Here is a 19074-nt window from a genome sequence, read left to right on the forward strand (position 1 = left end):
CGTGGCGACACGGTGGCCCGGCGCCCGCCGGTGGTCAGCCCACCAGCACCGCGACCCCGATCAGCACGGGCACGGCGGTCACCGTCGACAGCAGGATCGAGTCGCGCGCCAGGACCGTGCCCCGGTCGAAGCGGACCGCGTACACGAAGACGTTCTGCGCCGTCGGCAGTGCGGCGGTGACCGTGCAGGCCAGCACGAGGGCGGCCGGCAGCCCCATCGCGAAGCGCGCGACGAGGTAGGCCACGGCGGGCTGGACCACGGTCTTGAGGACGACCGCGAGGCGTACGTCCCGACCGGTGTCGCCGGAGCCGGGCCGCGCCGCGCCGTGCAGGGAGACGCCGTACGCGATCAGCGTGGCGGGGACCGCCATCGCCGCGACGAGCGCGATCGGCCGCAGCACCGGCTCCGGCGGCAGCCACCCCGTCAAACTGGCCGCGACGCCCAGCGCGCACGCCACGGTGACCGGGTTGGTGAGCGGCTGGAGCACCACGGTGCCGGGCGACGGTCGCCGCTTCGCCGTGGCCGCCTCGAGGAGGGCGTACGCGACAGGCGTCACGACGACCAGCTGGAACATCAGGACGGGTGCGACGAACGAGGCGTCGCCGAGGACGTAGACGGCGACCGGGATGCCGATGTTCGCCGCGTTGACGTACGACGAGGCCAGCGCCCCGATCGTCGCCTCCGCGACGGAGCGACGCCAGCGCAGCCGGGCGACGGCCACGTACAGCGACGCCACGGCGACGGTGCTCGCCACCGTCACGACCAGGGCGGACGAGACGATCGCGGGCACGTCGGCCCGGGCCACCGTCTGGAACAGCAGCGCCGGGGTCGCCACGAAGAACGCGACCCGGGAGAGGACGGTGGCAGCCTCCGGCCCCAGTACCCCGAGGCGACCGAGCGCATAGCCGACGGCGATGACCGTGGCGATGACGGCGAAGCCCGTCAGCACCCCTCCCACCGGGGCGGGGCCGTCAGCTCGCGGGCGGCAGCACCTTGGCGACCAGCTTGGCCAGTTCGCGCAGCGCCTTGCCGCGGTGGCTGACCGCGTCCTTCTCCTGCGGCGTCAGCTCCGCGTTGGTGCGGTCCTGCCCGTCGCCGAGGAAGATCGGGTCGTAGCCGAACCCGCCGTCGCCACGCGGCGACCGGAGCAGTCGGCCGCTCTGCCGGCCGTCGACCAGGTGCTCCTTGCCGCCGGGCAGCACCAGGGCCACCGTGCAGACGAAGGACGCCCCCCGGTGCTCGTCGGGGAGGTCGGCGATCTGGTCCAGCACCAGTTGGAGGTTGGCCCGGTCGTCGCCGTGCCGGCCGGCCCAACGGGCGCTGAACACCCCCGGCATGCCGTTGAGCGCGTCGACGGCGAGGCCGGAGTCGTCGGCGATCGTCGGCAGGCCGGTGCGCCGGCACCCCTCCCGCGCCTTGATCAGGGCGTTCTCGCCGAAGGTCAGGCCGGTCTCCGGCAGCTCCGGGTATTCCTCGACGTCGTCGAGGCCGAGCAGGGCGACGCGGTGCGCGCCGAGCGCGCCGTCGAGGATCCGCTGCAGCTCGACGAGCTTCTTGCGGTTACGGGTGGCGAGCAGCACCTTGTTCATCAGAATCCACCTTTGTTCGCGACTGCGGGGCTCGCAAGCTCACTCCTCGCGCTCACGGGAGGAAGAGCGCCTTCCGCTGGGCTTCGGCCAGTTCCACGCAGCCGGCGACGGCCAGGTCGAGCAGTGCGTCGAGCTGCTCGCGGGCGAAGACGCCCGCCTCCCCGGTGCCCTGCACCTCGACGAACTCACCGGCGCCGGTGCAGACCACGTTCATGTCGACCTCGGCGGTCACGTCCTCGGCGTAGTCGAGGTCGAGCCGGGGCTCGCCGTCGATGACCCCGACGCTGACGGCGGCCACCGAGCGGTGCATCACCTTCTCCGGCTTGCCGGCCAGCGCCTTGCGCCCGGCCAACCAGGTCACCGCGTCGTGCAGCGCCACGTACGCGCCGGTGATCGCCGCGGTGCGGGTGCCGCCGTCGGCCTGGAGCACGTCGCAGTCGAGCACGACGGAGTTCTCGCCGAGCGCCTTCAGGTCGATCGACGCCCGCAGGCTCCGGCCGATCAGCCGGGAGATCTCGTGGGTACGCCCGCCGACGCGGCCCTTCACGCTCTCCCGGTCGGAGCGGGTGTTGGTGGCGCGGGGCAGCATCGCGTACTCGGCGGTGACCCAGCCGAGCCCGGAGCCCTTGCGCCAGCGGGGCACCCCCTCGGTCACGCTGGCGGTGCAGAGCACCCGCGTGTTTCCGAACTCCACGAGCACCGAGCCCTCCGGATGGGTGCTCCAGCCCCGGGTCAGCGTCACAGGTCGGAGTTCGTCGGGTCGCCGCCCGTCAGGTCGCGCCATGCCTGCACCCTATGCGGTCGGGTGATCGAAGCGTCCCGGGGTGTCCCGACCCGCGGTGCGCCAACGGTCAGATGTCGTAGCTGGCGCCGGGGCGGACCACCTCGAGCGGGCCCGCGTACGACGCGCCGGCCGCCTCCACGGTCATCGCCTCGCTGCCCCAGGCGGCCACGAGGTGGGTCAGCAGCAGCCGGCCGACGCCCGCCTTGGTCGCCGCCTCGCCGGCCTCCCGGCCGGTCAGGTGCAGGTCCGGCGGATTGTCCACGCCGTCGAGGTAGCTCGCCTCGCAGAGGAAGACGTCGGCGTCCTGGGCGAGCCGCAGCAGCGCCTCGCAGGGCGCGGTGTCCGAGGAGTAGCAGAGCACCCGGCCGTCGTGTTCCAGCCGGACGCCGTACGTCTCGACGGGGTGGTTGACCCGGTCGACGGTGACGGTGAACGGGCCGATCGGGAAGGTGCCGGGCTCAAGGGCGTAGAACTGGTAGACGTCCTCGACGGTGGTGTCCTCCTGCCCGTACGCGGCTGCCAGCCGGTCGGGCGCGCCCGACGGGGCGTAGACGGGCAGCGGCGGGTAGGGACCGTCCGGGGCGTAGCGCCGGACCACCACGTAGGACGCCGCGTCGAGGATGTGGTCGCAGTGCAGGTGGGTCAGGAGGATGGCGTCGGGGGCGTGCAGCCCCGCGTAGCGCTGGAGGTTGGACAGCGACCCGGAGCCGAAGTCGAGCAGGAGCCGGAAGCCGTCCGCCTCGACCAGGTAGGCCGAGCAGGGGGATTCGGGGCCGGGAAAACTGCCGGCGCAGCCCAGCACGGTCAGGCGCATCGAGTTGTCTCGCTGTCACGATGCGTAGTGCCCGCGCCGACGGTCCGTCTCTCGATGATCTCTACCGACGCGTACGCCACGCTGCGCAGCCTACGCTTGCGGACCGGGCGGCAAGAATCATCCACCGGAAGTTGTCACCAAGGTGACACCCGCTGCGGGACCGCCGCCCCGCCGCCACGGGACGAGTGACGAGGCGGCGCCCCACGGTCGCGCTGAGTGAGCGGGGCGGCCGGTCCGGCCGACGGCCGCCGCCAGGGTCACCGGCGCGCGGCGGTGACCCTGCGGCGACGTCGTCAGGCCCAGAGCTGCCCCTCCAGCGCGTCCTCCGCGTCGGCGAGCGTGCCGCCGTACGCGCCGGTGGAGAGGTATTTCCAGCCGCCGTCGGCGACCACGAACGCCACGTCGGCGCGGCGGCCGTCGCGGACCGCCTCGTGCGCCACGGCCAGGGCGGCGTGCAGGATGGCCCCGGTGGAGAAGCCCGCGAAGATGCCCTCCACCTCCACCAGCTGCCGCGTCCGCAGCACGGCGTCGCGGGTGCCGACGGAGAAGCGCCGGGACAGCACCGTCGCGTCGTAGAGCTCCGGCACGTACCCCTCGTCGATGTTGCGCAGCCCGTAGACCAGCTCGCCGTAGCGCGGCTCGGCCGCGACGACCTGGATGCCGTCGACCTTGTCGCGCAGGTAGCGCCCCGTGCCCATCAGCGTCCCCGTGGTGCCGAGGCCGGCCACGAAGTGCGTGATCGTGGGCAGGTCGTGCAGCAGCTCGGGACCGGTGGTCTCGTAGTGCGCGCGGGCGTTCGCCTCGTTGCCGTACTGGAAGAGCATCACCCAGTCGGGGTGCTCGGCCGCGATCTGCTTCGCGGTGGCCACCGCCTGGTTCGAGCCGCCCGCCGCCGGCGAGAAGATGATCTCCGCGCCGTACATCCGGAGCAGTTGCACCCGCTCGGTGGAGACGTTCTCCGGCATGACGCAGACCAGCCGGTAGCCGCGCAGCTTCGCCACCATGGCCAGGGAGATGCCGGTGTTGCCGCTGGTCGGTTCGAGGATCGTGTCGCCCGGCCGGAGCCGGCCCGCCTCCTCGGCCGCCCGGACCATGAACAGGGCCGCCCGGTCCTTGATGCTCCCGGTCGGGTTCCGGTCCTCCAGCTTCGCCCAGAGCCGCACCGGCGGCGCCCCGTCGGGCACCGTCGGGGAGAGCCGCGGCAGGCCGACCAGGGGCGTTCCGCCGCAGGCGTCCAGCAGACTGTCGTACCGCGCCATCGCGGCCGCCTCAGCGGGCGGCGACGGCCGCGCGGTGACCGGCGATCGCCGCGGCGGCGGCGAAGCCGAACGCGCCACCCGCGACCGCCGGCAGGATGGTCACGCTGTCGCCGTCGTTGAGCTTGGCGTCCAGCGCGCCCAGGAAGCGGACGTCCTCGTCGTTGACGTAGACGTTGACGAAGCGGTGCAGCGCCCCGGCGTCGGTGACCAGCCGGGCCTTCAGGCCGGCGTGCCGGGAGTCCAGGTCGGTGAGCAGGTCGCCGAGCGTGTCGCCGGCGCCCTCGACGACCTTCGCGCCGCCGGTGTAGCTGCGCAGGATGGTGGGGATGCGGACCTCGATGGCCATGGTGTCGTGCTCCTCGCTGATGATCGGGTGTGCCGGAAGGTGACGGGACGTGGACGGGTGTGACGGCGCTGGGATCAGCGGCCGGAACACTCGTAGTCGACCGTCGCCGGGCTCTGCCCGAACATGTAGGACTGCACGGCGTGCGGGTCCACCCCCGCGTCGAGGATGCGCACCGGCTCCTCGGTCACCACGCCGTCCACGATGCGGAAGGAGCGGATCTCCTCCGTGTCGGGCTCGCGGGTGGAGACCAGCAGGTAGTGCGCGCCCGGCTCGCCGGCGAAGGAGACGTCCGTCCGGGACGGGTAGGCCTCCGTGGCGGTGTGCGAGTGGTAGATGACGACGGGCTCCTCGTCCCGGTCGTCCATCTCGCGCCACACCCGCAACTGCTCCATCGAGTCGAACTCGTAGAACGTCATGGAGCGGGCGGCGTTGTCCATCGGGATGTGCCGGGTGGGGGTGTCGCTGCCGACGGGACCGGCGACCACGCCGCACGCCTCGTCGGGGTGGTCCCGGCGCGCGTGGGCGACGATCGCGTCGACGATCGACCGGTCGATGCTCAGCACGTGTTCCAGCCTAACTCGTGCGCGACGCCAATCTAAGGTGGTGCCGGTCACGCCTAGTCGATCAAGGCGTTGAGCAGGGACTCCTGGAGATAGCCGAGATAGGCGTAGACCGACAGTTGGAACACGCGGCTCGATGTCGGATCCTCCGCGACCGCGTCGTCGAGCTCCTCGCCGAGGTCGGTGCCGTCCTTGATCTCCAGTCGGACGCCCATCGCCAGCCGGGCGTCGTTGAGCGCCCGCAGCCACGCCTCGGCGGCCTCCGCGTCGAGGCGCACCTCGCCCCCGGCGGAGTCGGGCAGGGCGGCGAGGATCGCGCCGGCCTGGTCGATCTTGCCGGTCTTGAGGTCGCCCTCGGTGTAGCGGCGGAACTCGGCGGTGCCGGACGGGTCCTCCGGGTAGACGTCGGGGAAGAGCCGGCCGACCACCGGATCCGAGTGGTCGAAGCCGTCGGTCAGCAGGCCGACCACCTCGGAGGCGACCTTGCGCAGCACCCGGACCTCGTCGACGGCGAACGTGGCGACGTAGCGGTCGCCCTGGCGACGGAACATGCTCACGACCGGTCCACCGTCGCCCACAGCCCGTACGCGTGCAGCTGCGACGCGTCGTGCTCCATCCGCTCCCGCGCGCCGCTGGAGACGACGGCGCGCCCCTTGTGGTGCACGTCGAGCATGAGCTGCTCGGCCCGCTCCCGGCTGTAGCCGAAGAGCTTCTGGAACACCCAGGTCACGTAGGTCATGAGATTGACCGGGTCGTCCCACACGATCGTCACCCACGGCCGGTCGGACGCCGGCACCTCATCGGTGTCCGGCGTCTCGACCGGTGCAACCTGCGGAACCGCCATGCCCCCCATCGTGCCACCGGACCCGGCGAACCGAGGAACCGGAACGCCGGCCCGCCGCGGTTCGCCGCGTCCGGCCTGGTCGGGTACGTCGGAGGCGGCCCGCACCGGCCCCCGGACGGAAGCGGCGGCAGGGACGGCCCGCTCGCCGTCAGGCGAGCAGGATGCCGTGGTCGACCGCATCGGCAAGCACCCCGTCCAGCGACAGGCGGACCACGTCGAGCCGCCGGGACACCTCCCGGGACAGCTCCAGCTCGACCTCGCGCAGCGCACGCTGGGCCCAGGCCCGGGCGGCGTTGGGATCATGGTTGCCGGGGCTGCGCCAGTGCTGCCAGCAGCCACCCGAGAGGGCCACCGCGACGGGCGGGAGCACCTCGGCGCGCTCGACACCCGGACAGCTCGCCAGGGCGTCGCTCGCGCCGGCGCCGGTCAGCCCGGCCACGCCACCGGTGCTGGTGACCAACAGGACGCGGTCCAACTCGGGACCACTCCCGTGTTCGGCCAGGCCCCAGCGCAGGGCGAAGAAGAGGCGCCGGCGTACGCCCTCGGACAGCGGCGCGCCCAGGACCCGGCCGGCGGCCTCCTCGACGAGCCGGCCGACCGCGTGGTCGCACTGGGCCGTGGCCAGCAGCGACAACGCCTCCATCTCCCGGTCGAGCAGCTGCGGCATGCCGGCGCAGCCGACGCCGTGGACGATCTCCTGCACCACCCGCAGGTGGGTGTTGGCCAGCTCCAGGGCGAGGTGCTGGCGGATGCGCTGGGCGCAGGAGCGGGCCTGCCGGTCGAGCCGCTCGGACCAGTCGCCGGGGTCGGCGGCCACCGGCACCCGGCCGTGCGCACCGGGCTGCACCGGCGGCTCGACGCTGGCCCGCCGCAGCCCTTCGTCTGCGGCCCAGCCCACCAGGGCCCGGCGCAGGTCGGCCCCGTCGCCGTCGGCAACCGGGAACCAGCGGGCCCGGGCGAGCGCCGGAACGGCGGCCAGCAGGGCTACCCGGTGCGCCTCGACGGTGACCGCGACCGGGTCCACCGGGGCCGCGGCGGTACCGGACCCGACCGGCGCGACGGACGCCCCCGTGCCCTCCGTCGTCGCCGCCTCGGGCACCGGGGCCCACCCGGCCGAGCCCGGGGTGACCGCGAAGAAGACCTCCACCCGGGCGCGGGCCAGCTCGGCGAGCAGGCTCAGCTCGCCGGCGGTGAACGCCTGGTCGGCGGCGATCACGAAGAGCACGGCGCCGGACCGACCCGCCGCGTCGAGCAGCAACCGGGCGCCGGCCACCCCGAGGGCGCCCGTGTCCGGCGTGTCGACGAGTCTGAAGTGCCGCAGCAGCGGCTCGGGCAGGCTCAGCTCGACGCGGCGCGGCGGGCGGGCCAGCGCCGGGCCGGCGGCGAACCGGTCGGCCCCGTAGGAGTGGGGCTGGCGGTAGCCGGGCACGTGGGCTGCCCGGGTCGGCACGCGGGAGTGCCGCACCACCAGCCAGCTGCCGGCGGGAACGGTCAGCATGGCGGGCTCCAGCCGGAGCAGCCCGGCGAGCACCTCCGGCCGGCCCGCGCCGGCCGGGCCGACGGCGACCACGGCCAGCGGCTCCTCGGGCCCCGGCTCCGTCACCCCGAGCCTGGTCGGCAGGGGGCCGCGGTGGGGCCGCGTCGCGGCGCCGGCCGGGTCGTCGGGCACGTCGACCGCGGGGAGAGGACCCGGCATCATTCGCGAGCGGCCTCCCGTGGCAGGGCGGCCGGCAGCGGCCGCGTGGAAATATCCGGTGACGACACCCGGATGCCGGAAGAGTACGGGCGATCAGGGCCCCCACCCGAACACTTCGGATACTCAGCAGTAATCGCGAGGTTACTCAACTTCGCTGTGTGACGGTACGAGCGCGGACGGGTTTCGATGGATATGCTGCCTCGATGAGTCGGTGGAGTTTCGTCGGCCGGGCGGATGAGCTCAACCGTCTGTTGTCGGCGGTGACCGGCGCGGAGGGACGGGGCCTCTTCTTCAGCGGGAGCGCGGGCATCGGCAAGAGCCGGCTGCTGCGCGAGGGCGTGGCGGCGCTGCCCCGCGACAGCCACGCGGTCTGGTGGATCGCGGCCAGCGCCACCACGGCCGCGCTGCCGTTCGGCGGGCTGGTCCAGGTGCTCCCGGCCGAGCAGCCGCACGGCCTGTCCCCCGCCGGCATCCTGCGCTGGGCGGTGGACGTGCTGCAACAACAGGCCGCCGGCCGCCGGATCGTGCTGGCGATCGACGACGCGCACCTGCTCGACCCGCCGTCGGCCGCGCTGGTGCACCTGGTCGCCCGCGCCGAGAACGCCACGGTGATCGGCACGCTGCGCGACGGCGAGCAGATCCCGCTGCCGATCCGGGCCCTGTGGACCGACGACCTCGTCGACCACGTCGAGCTCAATCCGCTGCCACCGGCCGAGACCACCCGGCTGCTCTCCGAGATGCTCGACGGCCCGGTCGACGCCACCTCCGCCGACCGGCTGGGCCGGCTCTCCGCGGGCAACCCGCTGCTGCTGCGCGAGCTGGTCTTTGCCGCCGACCGAGGGGAACTGACCCGCACGTACGGGATCTGGAAGTGGACGGGCCGGCTGGAGCTGGCACCCAACCTGACCGACCTGATCGACACGCGGATCGGGCAGCTCACCCCGGGCGTCCGGGCCGTGGTGGAGCTGGTCGCCTTCGGCGAGCCGCTCGGCCTGCACCTGCTCAACCAGGCCGTCGACCCGGCCGACGTGGAACACGCCGAGGAGCGTGGCCTGATCGTCGTGGTCCACGACGACCGGCGGGCGAACGTGCGGCTGGCGCACCCGCTCTACGGCGAGGTGATGCGCCGCCGCTGCCCGGTCAGCCGGACCCGCCGCCTGCAGGCGCGCCTCGCCGAGCTGCTGGAGCAGGTCGGCAAGCGGCGCCGCGACGACCTGCTCCGGGTGGCCGTGTGGCGGCTCGACTCCGGCACCGCGCAGAACCCGGCCCTGCTGCTGGACGCGGCCGGGCAGGCGTTCGCCCGCTACGACGTGCCGCTGGCGACCCGGCTGGCCCGCGCGGCGCTGGACGCCGGCGGCGGCTTCGACGCCGCGGAGCTGCTGGCCACCATCCTGATGTTCGCCGACCGGCCCGACGAGGCGATCGAGGTCCTCGACGCCGTCTCCGCCGACATCCGGGGCGACCGGCGGCTGAGCCGCTGGCTGACGGTGCGGGGCATGGTCAGCTACTGGGGCCTGAGCCGCGAGTCCACCGTGGAGGAGATCGCGGCCCGCAGGGCGACCCTGGAGGACTCCACCGACCAGGCGCGGGTGCTGGCCTTCGAGGGCATCATGCGGCTGCACCGGCTGGACACCGGGCTCGCGCTGCGGCTCGGGCAGACGGTGCTGGACCGGCCGGCGGCCAGCGTCTCCGCCCGGGAGCTGGCGCGCAGCACCATCGCCTACCTCCAGGCGGCGCAGGGGCAGCTGCACCGCAGCGCCACCGCGATCAACCAGGTGCAGGCCGAGGTGGCCCGCTGGCGGGCCGACATGCCCTACCTGCAACTGGCCCTGGAACTCGCCCGGGGCACCCGGCTGGCGCTCGCCGGCGACCTCGCCGGCATCGACGCCATCGTGGCCGACGAGTTCGCCGACCTGGCCGGCGCCGGGGACTTCCGGCTCGGCACCGGCTACCTGGCCATCCTCCAGGCGTACGCGGCCCGCCTGCGCGGCCAGAGCGACACGGCGCTGCGGACCAGCCTCGAGGCGTGCGCGGTCCTCGCCACCAGCCGGGTCTACGCGGGGCTGGCCCAGGCCGAGCGGGCCCAGGCGGCGGCCCTGCGCGGGGACGCCGCGCAGGCGGCCGAGGCGATGGCGGAGGCCGACCGCACCCACGCCCCCGGCATGGCCGTGCTCTACCCGTGGCTGGAGCAGGCCCGGGGCGCGGTGCTCGCCGCCGGCGGCGACGTGCCCGGCGCCGCCAAGCACCTCAGCGCGCTCGCCGACCGGCTCCGCGCGGACGGCTTCGCCGGTCACGAGGTGCACGTGCTGCACGACCTGGTCCGGCTGGACCGGGCGACCGCCCCGATCGGTCCGACCTGCTCCGACGGCAGCCGGCGCACCGTCGCGCAGCGGCTGGCCGAGCTCTCCGAGCGGGTCGACGGTGACCTGCCGCCGCTGCTGGCCCGGCACGCCCGGGCCACCGCGGGCGACGCCGCCGACGAGTTGCTGGCGGTGGCCGACGGCTTCGAGGCGCTGGACCTGACCGTGTACGCGGCGGAGGCGACCGCCGCCGCCCTGGACCGGCTGCGCCGGCGGCGGTCGCCGTCGGCGGCCGCGGCCCGGGAACGCCTCGCCGCCCTGCTCGGCCGCTGCGACCTGCTCCGCACGCCGGCGTTGCAGGCCGGGGCGCCCACGCTGACCGAGCGCGAGTGGCAGGTGGCCCGGCTGGCGGCGGACGGCGTGACCAGCCGGGTCATCGCCGAGCGGCTCTACCTCTCCGCCCGCACCGTGGAGAACCACCTCCAGCGGATCTACAGCAAGCTCGGCGTGGCCGGCCGGGCCGAGCTGCGGTCCGCACTGCGGGCGATCCCGGGCCACGAGGGCGGCGAGTCGGGCTGAACTCTAGGCTGGGGCGGTGAGCACCCTTCGCCCCGCGCTGCTGACCGACCACTACGAGCTGACCATGGTCAGCGCCGCCCTGCGGGACGGTACCGCCGACCGCCGCTGCGTCTTCGAGGTGTTCAACCGGCGGCTGCCCGCCGGCCGGCGCTACGGGGTGGTCGCCGGCACCGGCCGGCTGATCGAGATGATCCGCGACTTCCGGTTCGACGCCGACGAGATCGACTTCCTGCGCCGCACCGGCGTCGTCGACGAGCAGGCCGCCGCCTGGCTGCGCGACTACCGCTTCACCGGCGACGTCGACGGCTACGCCGAGGGTGAGCTGTTCTTCCCCGGCTCGCCGATCCTCACCGTCTCCGGCGGCTTCGCCGAGTGCGTGGTGCTGGAGACGCTGGTGCTCTCGGTGCTCAACTACGACAGCGCCGTCGCGGCCGCCGCCGCGCGGATGGTCACCGCGGCCCGCGGGCGGACCCTCATCGAGATGGGCTCCCGGCGGGCGCACGAGGAGGCGGCGGTGGCCGCGGCGCGGGCCGCGTACCTGGCCGGGTTCCGGTTCACCTCCAACCTCGCCGCCGGGCAGCGGTACGGCATCCCGACCGCCGGCACCGCCGCGCACGCGTTCACCCTGCTGCACGACGACGAGCGGGCCGCGTTCGCCTCGCAGGTCGCCACGCTGGGCAAGGAGACCACGCTGCTCGTCGACACGTACGACATCAGCCAGGGCATCCGCAACGCCATCGCCGTGGCCGGGCCCGACCTGCGGGCGGTACGGATCGACTCCGGCGACCTCGCCGTGATCGCCCAGCAGTCCCGCGAGCTGCTCGACTCGCTCGGCGCCACCGAGACGAAGATCATCGTCTCCGGCGACCTCGACGAGTACGCCATCGCCGCCCTCGCCGCCGAGCCCGTCGACATGTACGGCGCCGGCACCGCCGTGGTCACCGGCTCCGGCGCCCCCACCGCCGGGCTGGTCTACAAGCTGGTCGAGGTCGACGGGCGCGCGGTGGTCAAGCGCTCCGAGCACAAGGCCACCATCGGCGGCCGGAAGGTGGCCGTACGCCGGCACAAGCCGACCGGCACCGCCACCGAGGAGATCATCGTGCCGCAGGGGGTGCCGGACCGGCAGCCCAACGACCGCCTGTTGCAGCGGCCCTTCCTGGTCGGCGGCGAGCCGGTCGACGGGCCCACCCTCGACGAGTCGCGGGAGCACCTGCGGCAGTGCCTGATCTCCATCCCCTGGGAGGGGCTGAAGCTCTCCGCCGGCGACCCGGCCATCCCGGTCACGGTCGTACCGGCCGACTGAAAGGAGCACTCCGGTGGGTAACGCGCTGATCATCGTGGACGTCCAGAACGACTTCTGCGAGGGCGGGTCGCTGGCCGTCGGTGGCGGGGCCGGCGTGGCGGCCGGCGTCACCCGGCTGCTCGCGGCCGAGCCGGGCCGCTGGGACCACGTGGTGGCGACGAAGGACTACCACGTGGACCCGGGGGCGCACTTCGGCGACCCGCCGGACTTCGTGGACTCCTGGCCGCGGCACTGCGTGGTGGGCACCCCGGGCTCCGAGTTCCACCCCGACCTGGCGACCGACCGGATCGAGGCGATCTTCCACAAGGGCGAGCACGCGGCGGCGTACTCGGGCTTCGAGGGGCACGCCGACGACGGCGAGTGCCTGGCCGACTGGCTCCGCCGGCACGGGGTGGACACGGTCGAACTGGTCGGCATCGCCACCGACCACTGCGTACGGGCCACCGCCCTCGACGCCGCCCGGGAGGGCTTCGCCACCACCGTGCTGCTGGACCTGACCGCCGGCGTCGCGCCCGGCACCACCGACGTGGCGCTGCGGGCGATGGAGGGCGCCGGGGTCACGCTGCGCGGGGAGCCTGTGATCAGGGCCGCATGAGGCGGTAAATCGTTGGCGGGTGTCGTACCCCGGGCCGAGGATGTCCGGCGGAGGTACGCACCGACATGAACCTGAAGCCTTACCGGGAGGCGCTCGCCCTGCCCGGTCTCCGCTCGCTGCTGCTGGTGTCGGTGCTCGCCCGCATCCCGCTCACCGCGACCGGGGTGACCCTGACGTTCTACGTCGTGCTCGACCTCGGGCGCGGCTACGGGGCGGCCGGGCTCGTCGGCGCGGCCATCACCGTCGGCGCCGCGATCGGCGGCCCGCTGCTCGGCCGCCTGATCGACCGGCACGGGCTGCGACCGGTGCTCGTGCTCACCGGGATCGTCGAGGCGGTCTTCTGGTCCACCGCGCCGATGCTGCCCTATCCGCTGCTGCTGCCGGCCGCGTTCCTCGCCGGTTCGCTGGCCCTGCCGATCTTCTCGGTGGTCCGGCAGTCGGTCGCCGCGTTGGTGCCGCCGGAGCGGCGCCGCCCCGCGTACGCCCTGGACTCGATGTCGGTGGAGCTGTCGTTCATGGTCGGCCCCGCGCTGGCCGTGGCGGCGGTCACCGCCATCTCCGCCCGCACGACCCTCTACCTGGTCGGCGCGGGGATCGTCGCCGCCGGCATCGCGTTCTGGGTGCTCAACCCGCCCACCCGGGGCGGCGGCGAGCCCGTCGGGCCCCAGCCGAAGGTGCCGCGCCGGGCGTGGCTCACCCCACGGCTGCTCGCCGTGCTGGCGATCAGCACCGCCGGCACGCTGGTGCTCGGCGGCACCGACGTGGCCGTGGTCGCCGTGCTCCGGGAGAGCGGCGACGTCGGGTGGACGGGCGCCGTCCTCGCCGTCTGGGCGGTCGCCTCGCTGGTCGGCGGCTTCGCGTACGGGGCCGTCAGCCGCTCGTTCTCGCCGCTGGCCCTGATGGGCGCGCTCAGCCTCTGCACCATCCCGGTCGGGCTGGGCGGCGCACACTGGTGGCTGCTCTGCCTGGCGCTGATCCCCGCGGGGGCGCTCTGCGCGCCGACCCTCGCGGCCACCGCCGACGCGGTGAGCCGGCTCGCCCCCGCCTCCGTACGCGGCGAGGCGATGGGCCTGCACGGCTCGGCGGTGACCGTCGGGATCGCGGTCGGCGCCCCGCTCGCCGGCGCGGTGATCGACGCCTCCGCCCCGGCCTGGGGCTTCGCGGTCACCGGCGGGATCGGCGCGCTGGTGGCGCTGGCCGTGCTCCCGATCGAGCTGCGCCGCCGCCGCACCGCCGCCCCGGTCCCGCCCGAACCGGACCTGGCCCCCGCCGTCAGCTGAGCCCACCCCGAACCGACCAGCTCACGCGCCGGCCCACGCGCTCCGCCCGCTCGATGCGGCGCCATCCAAGCCGAGCCGGGCCGAGCCGGGCCGAGCCGGGCCGGGCCGGGCCGGGCCGAGCCGGGCCGAGCCGGGCCGAGCCGGGCCGAGCCGGGCCGGGCCGGGCCGGGCCGGGCCGGGCCGAGCCGGGCCGAGCCGAGCCGAGCCGGGTCAAGCCTGGCGGACCAGGCCAAGCCAGGTGAGGCCGAGCCGAGTCGGCCGCGCGACCGAGCCGGGCCGTGCCAGGCGCGCTGGCTATCGGAGTAGTCCGCGACGGCTCACCCCGGCCGGGCCCCCGCTGACCCCGTGCGAACCGCCCCGATCTGACCCGAGCCGCCGCCCTCGGGGTTCTCACTCCGACGGAACCGTCCGATGCCCCTCTGTCCGCCCCGGGGCAATGTCACGACGACATCGGGGAAGTTGCTGCCTCGGCGTCCGCTGATGCGGCAGTTTCCCCGAAGTTGCTGGCCGGACCGAGGAGAGCGCAGAGAGCGCGGGAGCGGCGAGAACCGGGCGGGGTGGGAGCAGGAGGCGGGAACGGCGACGGGCGCCGACCCCCGGTGGGGGTGGCGCCCGTCGTACGTGGTGCTGGTGTCAGTGGCGGTCGATGTCGGAGGCGGTGTCCTCCCGGTAGCTCGCGCCACCGTCGGACTCGCTGGTCAGCGGCTTGGCGCCGCCCTCCGGCGGGCCGGCCAGGGACTGGCCGGCGGCCAGCTCCGGGAACTTGTGGTCGAACGCCGGCCGCTCGGAGCGGATCCGCGGCATCCGGTCGAAGTTCCGCAGCGGGGGCGGCGAGCTGGTCGCCCACTCCAGCGAGTTGCCGTGGCCCCAGGGGTCGTCGACCTCGACGACCGGCCCGGCCTTGTACGACTTCCAGCAGTTCCAGATGAACGGCAGCGTCGAGATACCGGTGATGAACGCGCCGATCGTGGAGATCATGTTCAGCGTGGTGAAGCCGTCGGTGGGCAGGTAGTCGGCGTACCGACGCGGCATGCCCTCGTTGCCCAGCCAGTGCTGCACCAGGAACGTGGTGTGGAAGCCGATCATGGTCAGCCAGAAGTGCACCTTGCCCAGCCGCTCGTCGAGCATGCGGCCGAACATCTTCGGGAACCAGAAGTAGATGCCGGCGAAGACGGCGAACACGATCGTGCCGAAGAGCACGTAGTGGAAGTGCGCCACCACGAAGTACGAGTCGTGCAGGTGGAAGTCGAGCGGCGGGCTGGCGAGCAGCACACCGGTGAGACCACCGAAGAGGAAGGTGACCAGGAAGCCGAGCGAGAAGAGCATCGGCGTCTCGAAGCTGACCTGGCCCCGCCACATGGTGCCGATCCAGTTGAAGAACTTCATACCGGTCGGCACGGCGATCAGGTAGCTCAGGAAGCTGAAGAAGGGCAGCAGCACCTGGCCGGTGGCGAACATGTGGTGCGCCCAGACGCTCATCGACAGACCCGCGATGGCGATGGTGGCGGCGACCAGACCCTTGTAGCCGAAGATCGGCTTGCGGGAGAAGACCGGGATGACCTCGCTGACGATGCCGAAGAACGGCAGCGCGATGATGTACACCTCGGGGTGGCCGAAGAACCAGAAGAGGTGCTGGTAGAGCATCGGCCCGCCGGTCGCCGGGTCGTACACGTGGGCGCCGAGGATGCGGTCCGCGGCCAGCGCCAGGAGCGCGGCGGCGAGCAGCGGGAAGACCAGGATCACCAGGAGGCTGGTGACCAGCATGTTCCAGGTGAAGATCGGCATCCGGAACATGGTCATGCCCGGCGCGCGCAGGGTCAGGATCGTGGTGATCAGGTTGACCGCGCCGAGGATCGAGCCCAGGCCGGAGATGACCAGGCCGATCACCCACAGGTTGGCGCCGACGCCCGGGGAGTGCTCGACGCTGCTCAGCGGCGCGTAGGCGGTCCAGCCGAAGTCGGCGGCGCCGCCCGGGGTGAGGAAGCCGACCATCGTCATCGAGCCGCCGAAGAGGAACAGCCAGTAGGCGAAGCTGTTCAGCCGGGGGAACGACACGTCGGGCGCGCCGATCTGCAGCGGCACCACGTAGTTCGCGAAGGCGAACACGATCGGCGTCGCGAAGAACAGCAGCATGATCGTGCCGTGCATGGTGAAGAGCTGGTTGTACTGCTCGGGCGACAGGAACTGCAGCCCGGGTCGGGCCAGCTCGGCCCGCATGATCAGGGCCATCAGGCCGCCGATCATGAAGAACACGAACGCGGTGACCATGTACATGATCCCGATCTGCTTCGCGTCCGTGGTCCGCAGCAGCCGCGCGATGGCCGACCCCTTGACCGGCGCTCGGACCGGCCAGGGCCGGGTCACGACCGGCTTGGGTGCGACGGTGGTCACGAGTGGCCTCCGGTTCTGGGTTGTCCCGCTCGGCACGCGCTGGTTATCTGCGGGCCGTCATCCGCAAGGAGGATAGTCCCCGGCAGGTGGCTGCGCCGCGTGGGGTGGTCGGGTAACCTCTGCCACCCTGCCCGGTGGCCGGCCCGGACCCGTTCCTACAGCGGGCCGAGCAGCAGCCGGTAGTGCTCGCCGAAGATGCGGCCGCCGCGCCCGCGCAGCAGAGGGTCGCGCAGCGCCGGCGGCACGTCCCGGGTCCGGTTGCGGTCCCGGGTCCGGTCCCGCACCCATCGCGTACGCGGGCGACGACGACTCTCGTACGCCGTCAGCGCGGCCTCGACGCTGCCGGCCGCCCGGAGCGACTCGGCGAGCACGACGGCGTCCTCCAGTGCCATCGCCGCGCCCTGGGACAGGGTCGGGGCGGTGGCGTGCGCGGCGTCGCCGACGAGCAGCACCCGTCCCCGGAACCAGCGTCCGAGCTCCACCTCCTCGGTGACGCCGACGTGCACCCGCTCCAGTGCCTCCAGCACCTCGGGCACCGGCCCGCCGTAGTCGCCGAAGAGTTCGCGCAGCCGGGCCACCGGGTCGGTCGGCGGGGTCGTGCCGGCCTCGTCGGCGTAGCAGTGCAACCGTCCGGCGCCGAGCGGCACGAGGAGGAAGCCGGCGCGCTGGCCGAGCAGGGCGGTCCACTCCGCGAGCCGGGGGCCGCCGCGCACGACGGCGCGGTAGACGACCTGACCGGCGGCGCTGGGCGGGCCGCCGAGCGCGGCGAGGGCGCGGATGGAGGAGCGTGGCCCGTCGGCGCCGACCACCAGGTCGTACTCGGTGGCGGTGCCGTCGACGAAGGTGACGCCGACGGCCTGCGGCAACAGGTCGATGGTGCGCACCTCCGCGCCGTGCCGGACGGCGCCGCCCGCGCCGGTGAGCAGCACCCGGTGCAGTTCCGCCCGGGGCAGGGCCCGGCACTCGCCGACGCCGGCCCAGAGCGCGTCCAGGTCGACCTCGCACAGCGGCGCCCCGGCGGCGTCGAGGAACCGCTGGCGGTGGATGACCTGCCCGAGCGGTCGGACCGGCCCGTCGAGGTCCAGCCGGCGCAGCGCCCGGGCGGCGTTGCCGGGCAGGTAGAGCCCTGTCTCGGCGTTCTCGCCCGGGGGGAGCTTCTCGGTGACGTCGGGCCGGAAGCCCACCATCCGCAGCGCCCGGGCCACGGCCAGACCGGCGATGCCCGCGCCGACGACGAGGATGCGCAGGGGGGAGCCACCCATGGTGGTGTACGCCTCCGGAGGGGTTCGGCACGCGTTGGAGGCAAGACACTACTCGGCGCAATCAGCGCACACCAGAGTCAATCGTCCCATCTGAAACATTCCTCGGCGCGGCGCAGGCGGCGCTCGGCCACCACCTGCCCACCGCGGGGCTTGTGCGTGACAAACCTCACTTTCCTCTCTATTACCCCGGGCCCGTTGCGCAAGGGTTTCAGAGGTGTAAATGTGTCGCTGAGTGTGGGAGCGCTCCCGAAACCGATCCGTCCGACCCGTCCGGCGTCTCCACGCCGAAGCAAGGAGCGTCATGAAACGTCCACTCCGAGCCCTCGCGGCGGCCGCCGTGCTGGCCGCCGGCTCGATCGTCGCCGTGGCCCTCGGCGGCACCGCCAGCGCCGACACCCAGATCTGCGAGCAGTACGGCTCCACCACCATCCAGGGCCGCTACGTCGTGCAGAACAACCGCTGGGGCACCACCGCCCAGCAGTGCATCAACGTCACCGACAGCGGCTTCGAGATCACCACCCAGAACGGCAGCAACCCGACCAACGGCGCGCCGACGGCGTACCCGTCGATCTTCGTCGGCTGCCACTACACCAACTGCTCCCCCGGCACCAACCTGCCGATCCAGGTGAGCCAGATCAGCAGCGCCACCAGCAGCATCTCCTACCGGTACGTCAGCAACGCCGTCTACAACGCCTCGTACGACATCTGGCTGGACCCCTCGCCGAAGCGGGACGGGGTGAACCAGATGGAGATCATGATCTGGCTCAACCGGCAGGGCCCGATCCAGCCCATCGGCTCCCCGGTCGGCACCGCCACCATCGACGGCCGAAGCTGGGAGGTCTGGCGCGGCAGCAACGGCTCCAACAACGTCATCTCGTACCTGGCGCCGTCCGCGATCAGCAGCGCCAACCTCAACCTGCTGGCGTTCATCAACGACACCCGAAACCGGGGCGCGATCACCAACTCCTGGTACCTGACCAGCATCCAGGCCGGCTTCGAGCCGTGGCAGGGCGGCGCCGGCCTCGCGGTCACCTCGTTCGGCGCCGCGGTCAACGGCGGGGGCAACCCGACCACCCCGCCGCCGACCACTCCCCCGCCCACCACGCCGCCGCCGGGTGGCAACGGGTGCGCCGTGAAGTACACGCCGAACTCGTGGAACAACGGCTTCACCGCCGACGTGCAGATCACCAACACCGGGACGAGCACGATCAACGGCTGGACGCTGAACTACACCCTGCCCGCCGGGCAGCAGATCACCAGCGCGTGGAATGCCACGGTGAGCCAGAGCGGCTCGGCGGTGACCGCGCGGAACATCAGCTGGAACGGCTCCCTCGCCCCGGGCGGCACGGCCAGCTTCGGCTACCAGGGGACGCTGAACGGCGCGTACGCCTCCCCGACGAGCTTCACCCTCAACGGGGTCGCCTGCTCGCGCTCCTGACCGACGTGGGCGCGGCGGGCCGCCCACCGGCGGC

At 73.5% G+C, this 19074-nt stretch carries 17 protein-coding genes; 5 read left to right on the plus strand and 12 right to left on the minus strand.

From position 1 onward, the window contains the following. Positions 1-34 precede the first annotated feature (34 nt). The 10 genes from GA0070606_RS10185 to GA0070606_RS10230 all read right to left on the minus strand — a co-directional run bounded on the left by GA0070606_RS10185 (position 35) and on the right by GA0070606_RS10230 (position 7799). Positions 35-949: an AEC family transporter gene (locus GA0070606_RS10185; protein WP_091097124.1), complete on the minus strand. Its 915-nt coding sequence runs from the start codon at positions 947-949 to the stop codon at positions 35-37. Between the two features lie 22 nt (positions 950-971). Further along, positions 972-1589 (minus strand): RdgB/HAM1 family non-canonical purine NTP pyrophosphatase, encoded by a 618-nt coding sequence (gene rdgB / locus GA0070606_RS10190; RefSeq protein WP_091097126.1) that lies wholly within the window; start codon positions 1587-1589, stop codon positions 972-974. Between the two features lie 52 nt (positions 1590-1641). After that, a complete protein-coding gene (gene rph / locus GA0070606_RS10195; protein WP_091097129.1) occupies positions 1642-2373 on the minus strand; it encodes a ribonuclease PH in 732 nt (243 codons plus the stop codon). Between the two features lie 67 nt (positions 2374-2440). Further along, positions 2441-3187: an MBL fold metallo-hydrolase gene (locus tag GA0070606_RS10200; RefSeq protein WP_091097131.1), complete on the minus strand. Its 747-nt coding sequence runs from the start codon at positions 3185-3187 to the stop codon at positions 2441-2443. A 293-nt stretch (positions 3188-3480) separates the two neighbouring features. Then, positions 3481-4446, minus strand: coding sequence for a PLP-dependent cysteine synthase family protein (locus GA0070606_RS10205; RefSeq protein WP_091107534.1), 966 nt, complete (start codon positions 4444-4446; stop codon positions 3481-3483). 10 nt (positions 4447-4456) lie between these two features. Further along, positions 4457-4792, minus strand: coding sequence for a MoaD family protein (locus tag GA0070606_RS10210; protein WP_089010864.1), 336 nt, complete (start codon positions 4790-4792; stop codon positions 4457-4459). Positions 4793-4866: 74 nt separating this feature from the next. After that, positions 4867-5355 (minus strand): M67 family metallopeptidase, encoded by a 489-nt coding sequence (locus tag GA0070606_RS10215; protein WP_091097132.1) that lies wholly within the window; start codon positions 5353-5355, stop codon positions 4867-4869. 53 nt (positions 5356-5408) lie between these two features. Continuing rightward, positions 5409-5903, minus strand: coding sequence for a DUF2017 domain-containing protein (locus GA0070606_RS10220; protein ID WP_176737528.1), 495 nt, complete (start codon positions 5901-5903; stop codon positions 5409-5411). A 2-nt stretch (positions 5904-5905) separates the two neighbouring features. Further along, complete coding sequence (gene clpS, locus GA0070606_RS10225; protein ID WP_091097134.1) at positions 5906-6196, minus strand: ATP-dependent Clp protease adapter ClpS; 291 nt, start codon at positions 6194-6196, stop codon at positions 5906-5908. 148 nt (positions 6197-6344) lie between these two features. Beyond that, a complete protein-coding gene (locus GA0070606_RS10230) occupies positions 6345-7799 on the minus strand; it encodes a P-loop NTPase family protein (RefSeq protein WP_245724637.1) in 1455 nt (484 codons plus the stop codon). 296 nt (positions 7800-8095) lie between these two features. On the opposite strand from GA0070606_RS10230, the gene GA0070606_RS10235 reads away from it, so the two are divergent. From GA0070606_RS10235 to GA0070606_RS10250, 4 genes are all read left to right on the plus strand, one after another. Continuing rightward, the gene (locus tag GA0070606_RS10235; protein ID WP_091097138.1) at positions 8096-10771 is read left to right on the plus strand and encodes a helix-turn-helix transcriptional regulator; all 2676 of its coding nucleotides are present in this window, start codon (positions 8096-8098) and stop codon (positions 10769-10771) included. Between the two features lie 16 nt (positions 10772-10787). Then, positions 10788-12074 carry a nicotinate phosphoribosyltransferase gene (locus GA0070606_RS10240; protein ID WP_091097140.1) on the plus strand — a complete coding sequence of 429 codons (1287 nt, stop codon included), beginning with the start codon at positions 10788-10790 and terminating at the stop codon, positions 12072-12074. A 13-nt stretch (positions 12075-12087) separates the two neighbouring features. After that, on the plus strand, positions 12088-12669 hold the full coding sequence (locus GA0070606_RS10245; RefSeq protein ID WP_091097142.1) for an isochorismatase family protein: 582 nt from the start codon (positions 12088-12090) through the stop codon (positions 12667-12669). A 65-nt stretch (positions 12670-12734) separates the two neighbouring features. Beyond that, positions 12735-13949 carry an MFS transporter gene (locus GA0070606_RS10250; RefSeq protein WP_091097144.1) on the plus strand — a complete coding sequence of 405 codons (1215 nt, stop codon included), beginning with the start codon at positions 12735-12737 and terminating at the stop codon, positions 13947-13949. 633 nt (positions 13950-14582) lie between these two features. Here the strand turns inward: GA0070606_RS10250 and ctaD are convergent. Both ctaD and GA0070606_RS10260 read right to left on the minus strand, forming a co-directional pair. Further along, positions 14583-16340, minus strand: coding sequence for an aa3-type cytochrome oxidase subunit I (gene ctaD, locus GA0070606_RS10255; protein ID WP_091097146.1), 1758 nt, complete (start codon positions 16338-16340; stop codon positions 14583-14585). Between the two features lie 155 nt (positions 16341-16495). Further along, on the minus strand, positions 16496-17602 hold the full coding sequence (locus GA0070606_RS10260; RefSeq protein ID WP_091097148.1) for an FAD-dependent monooxygenase: 1107 nt from the start codon (positions 17600-17602) through the stop codon (positions 16496-16498). A 301-nt stretch (positions 17603-17903) separates the two neighbouring features. Here GA0070606_RS10260 and GA0070606_RS10265 point away from each other — a divergent pair, with 301 nt between their 5' ends. Beyond that, complete coding sequence (locus tag GA0070606_RS10265; RefSeq protein ID WP_091097149.1) at positions 17904-19040, plus strand: glycoside hydrolase family 12 protein; 1137 nt, start codon at positions 17904-17906, stop codon at positions 19038-19040. Positions 19041-19074 lie beyond the last annotated feature (34 nt).

Origin of the sequence: Micromonospora citrea, assembly GCF_900090315.1 — a bacterium.
In the GTDB taxonomy this organism is placed as follows: domain Bacteria; phylum Actinomycetota; class Actinomycetes; order Mycobacteriales; family Micromonosporaceae; genus Micromonospora; species Micromonospora citrea.